Annotated in this window: 3 protein-coding genes and 1 pseudogene; 2 read left to right on the top strand and 2 right to left on the bottom strand. The window is 74.6% G+C overall.

The genetic code is table 11. The features are described 5' to 3' along the window. Positions 1-56: 56 nt before the first annotated feature. Positions 57-992: an EamA family transporter gene (locus E2C05_RS30115; RefSeq protein ID WP_200306352.1), complete on the bottom strand. Its 936-nt coding sequence runs from the start codon at positions 990-992 to the stop codon at positions 57-59. 105 nt (positions 993-1,097) lie between these two features. Between E2C05_RS30115 and E2C05_RS30110 the strand changes: the two genes are divergently transcribed. After that, positions 1,098-1,595: a MarR family winged helix-turn-helix transcriptional regulator gene (locus E2C05_RS30110; protein ID WP_133223300.1), complete on the top strand. Its 498-nt coding sequence runs from the start codon at positions 1,098-1,100 to the stop codon at positions 1,593-1,595. 397 nt (positions 1,596-1,992) lie between these two features. Here E2C05_RS30110 and ctrA read toward each other — a convergent pair whose 3' ends face one another. Then, on the bottom strand, positions 1,993-2,745 hold the full coding sequence (ctrA, locus tag E2C05_RS30105; RefSeq protein WP_133223299.1) for a response regulator transcription factor CtrA: 753 nt from the start codon (positions 2,743-2,745) through the stop codon (positions 1,993-1,995). A gap of 124 nt (positions 2,746-2,869) precedes the next feature. Between ctrA and E2C05_RS30100 the strand changes: the two are divergent. Continuing rightward, positions 2,870-3,336 (top strand): annotated as a pseudogene (locus E2C05_RS30100) (hypothetical protein); the annotation flags it as partial.

Raw genomic sequence — 3,336 nt, 5'->3', positions numbered from 1 at the left:
CCCGGCCGGCGGTCGCCGCCGCCCCGGGCCGTCGCGGCGGGCCGGCGTCCCCGCGCCTACCGCCTCCCTGCCCGCATCGCTCGCCAGGTGACGAGGGCGACGCCCGCGGCGATCAGCGCGCCGGCCGGCCCCAGCGCCGGCGGCACCGCCTCGCCCAGCAGCAGCACCGCGACCGGTACGCCCACCACCGCGCCGATGGCGCCGAGCAGGCTGACGATCACCGGCCCGCCGCAGCCCTGCAGCCGGAAATAGAGCAGGTACATGCCCCCCACCACGACCGCCTGCAGCAGCACCAGCAGGATCTGCCGGGGCTCGGCCAGGTCCACCCGCAGCGACGCCCCGGGCAGCAGGCCGCAGGCCAGCAGCAGCAGCGCCGCCGCGCCGAGCATGCCGGGGGCGAGGGAGTCCGGCCGCGCGCCGGGCGGCCAGCGGAGGGAGCGGTAGAGGTTGCCGGCCGCCAGCAGCACCGGCCCGGCGAGCGCCGCGGCGATCCAGGTCGCCGGCGCATCGGGCGTCCGCAGCTTGGCCCAGGCCAGCGCCGCCGCGCCGGCCAGCGCCAGGCCGACGCCAGTGGCGCGCAGCGCGTCGAAGCGTTCCGCCCGCAGCGCCAGGGCGCCGAGATAGGTCAGCAGCGGCGGGAAGGCGATGCAGAGCGCGACGAAGCCGGCGCCGACATGCGCGATGGCCGAGAAGAACAGCAGGTTGGGCGCCGCGACGCTGACCAGCGCGGCGACCACGAAATAGGTCAGGGTGGTGCGGTCGAGCCGCGGCAGCGCCCCGCGGCGCGCGACCACCGCCCCGACCAGCAGGGCCGCGCCGGCGGTGGACCAGGTGAGGAAGGCCAGCGGCGGCAGGCCGGCGCCCACCGCCAGCTTGGCGAGGTTGGTCGAGACGCCGAGCAGCGCCCCCGTCGCCAGGAGCAGCCCGACCGGCGCGAGCCAGCCGGGCATCCGCAGCCCACCGGCCGTGCCGTCCATCGCCCGTGTCGTCATCGGGTGTCCTCCGCGGGCGGGCGCAGGGGCGCCTGGCCGATCTCTCGACCTCAAGATATCGTAGGATCTCTTGACTTCAAGAGACCCTTTTGCGACGGCGATGCGATGGACTCCCTGGATGCGATCCTGGCGCAGTGGGCGCGCGCGCGCCCCGACCTCGATGTCGGGCCGATGGGGCTGGTCGGGCGCGTGCTGCGCCTGCAGCGCCATCTCATGCACGGGATGGAGGAAGCGCTCGGCCGCCATGGGCTGAACTTCGCCAGCTTCGACGTGCTGGCGACGCTGCGCCGCGCCGGCCATCCCGGCGGCCTGTCGCCCGGCGCGCTGCTCGGCGAGATGATGGTGACGTCCGGCACCATGACCAACCGGCTCGATCAGCTGGAGGCGCAGCGGCTGGTGGAGCGGCTGCCCAATCCCCGGGACGGCCGGGGCGTGATCGTCCGGCTGACCCCGGCCGGCCTGGCGCTGGTGGATGCCGCGCTGCGCGACCATGTCGCGCGGCAGGCGCGGCTCGTCGCGGCGCTCGACCCCGATGATCGCCAGGCGCTCGGCGGCCTGCTGCGGGCCTGGCTGAGCGGCTTCGAGGCCGGCTGGACGGGTTAGGGGCCTGACGGCAGCGCGTCCGGCACCGGGTGACGGCGGGCCGGCCGCGGCGGGCGGGTCCCGGGGCCGGCCCGGGCGAGCCACGCGCCGGGCATCCCGGGCGTCGGGCGGGGCCGCGATCCGGCCTAAGGCCGGGGCGTGCCGCGGGATCGGCCCTGGCCGCGACCTTCGGTGACTCCCCCGGGCATTTCCGCCGGTCAGCCGCGGGCCGCGCACCGGGGCCGGGCCGGCCGCCGGATTTGCCCTGGCAGGGCGCCCCTGGCCGCACCGGCGGCCCCGGCCACGCCGCAGGGCACCGGGGCCGGGGCGGCTTCACCAACTCGGATGGACCCATCCGAACCCGGTGCCGGCCACCGGCCGGCCAGGCCAGGAAGAAGCGGCGGGCGCCCCGCCGCCGTCAGGCGGCGTGCTGCGCCAGCTCGGGCTTGCCCGGGGCGGCGGGCGCGGCGGCGGTGGCCGGCAGGCGGGCATTCGCCGGCAGCGGTTCCCGCAGCACGTAGCCGCGGCCCCAGACGGTGGCGATCAGGTTGTCGGCGCCGGCCTGGGCCAGCTTCTTGCGCAGCTTGCAGATGAAGACGTCGATGATCTTCACCTCCGGCTCGTCCATCCCGCCATAGAGGTGGTTGAGGAAGGCCTCCTTCGTCATCACCACGCCCTTGCGCAGCGTCAGCAGCTCGAGGATCGCGTATTCCTTGCCGGTCAGGTGCACCGGGGCGCCGTCCACCGTCACCTCGCGCGAGCCGAGGTTGAGCGTCAGCGGGCCGACCGACAGGCTGGGCTGCGAGAAGCCCTTGGTGCGGCGCACCACCGCCTGGATGCGGGCCACCAGCTCCTCCCGGTCGAAGGGCTTGGTGATGAAGTCGTCGGCGCCCATGCCGAAGCCCTTCACCTTGGCCTGGGGGCGGCCGAGGGCGGAGAGGATCAGCACCGGAACCTCGATCTTCGCCGCGCGCAGGCGGCGGACGACCTCGTATCCCTCCATGTCCGGCAGGACCAGGTCGAGGATGACGACGTCGTAGTCGTAGAGGCGGGCCAGTTCCAGCGCCTCCTCGCCCGTGTCCACGGCGTCCACGATCATGGCGGCTGTTTTGAGCATGGCGACGATGCCGCGTGAGGCGGTCAGGTCGTCTTCAACCAGAAGTGCGCGCATGTTGGGGGGCTCCACACGTCTTGCGTGCAAAAAATAGCATGCGGACCGAATGTGTGAAGAGGAAATTCACCCCGTGGTTGTATTAAATTCCGAGACACTTCCCTAGGAAACGATGAAAGCGGCGATGGAACGGTCCCGGCCCACGCTGGATCAACGGCTTGCCGCCTTCAGCGCCGCCAGGGCGGCATTGGGCAGGATACGACAGCTATCCCTGCACGGCCAGGTTGAATCCGCCGGTAATGTCTCATTTTCGGTCTCGGGTCTCTCACCCTGGCTGCGGCTCGGCACCCGCCTCGCCCTTGCCGCGCCCCCGGGCGAGCACCAGGCCGGCCCCCAGGGGGCGATCGAGCCGGGCTTCCAGGGCGGCATCCAGGACGCGATGGTGCCGGCCGAGGTGGTGGCGCTGCGCGGCGGCCTCGCCACCGCGCTCGCCCTCGGCCCGCTGGACGGCCTCGGCCCCGGCACCCCGGCGCATCTCGCGCCGCCCGCCCTGCTGGCACCCGACGACACCTGGCTGGGCCGGGTGCTCGACCCGCTCGGCCGGCCGCTCGACGGGCGCGGCCCGCTGCGCCCCGGTCCCGCCCCGCGGCC

It is taken from the genome of Paracraurococcus ruber, assembly GCF_004353985.1.
GTDB classification, from domain to species: domain Bacteria; phylum Pseudomonadota; class Alphaproteobacteria; order Acetobacterales; family Acetobacteraceae; genus Paracraurococcus; species Paracraurococcus ruber.
Note: the sequence above shows the minus strand (reverse complement) of the source record. Positions and strands in the feature narration are given on the sequence as shown.

Excerpts from the sequence above, each read along its gene's own strand:
- E2C05_RS30115 (WP_200306352.1), bottom strand. The coding sequence starts at position 992 with ATGACGACACGGGCGATGGACGGCACGGCCGGTGGGCTGCGGATGCCC.
- E2C05_RS30110 (WP_133223300.1), top strand. The coding sequence starts at position 1,098 with ATGGACTCCCTGGATGCGATCCTGGCGCAGTGGGCGCGCGCGCGCCCC.
- ctrA (WP_133223299.1), bottom strand. The coding sequence starts at position 2,745 with ATGCGCGCACTTCTGGTTGAAGACGACCTGACCGCCTCACGCGGCATC.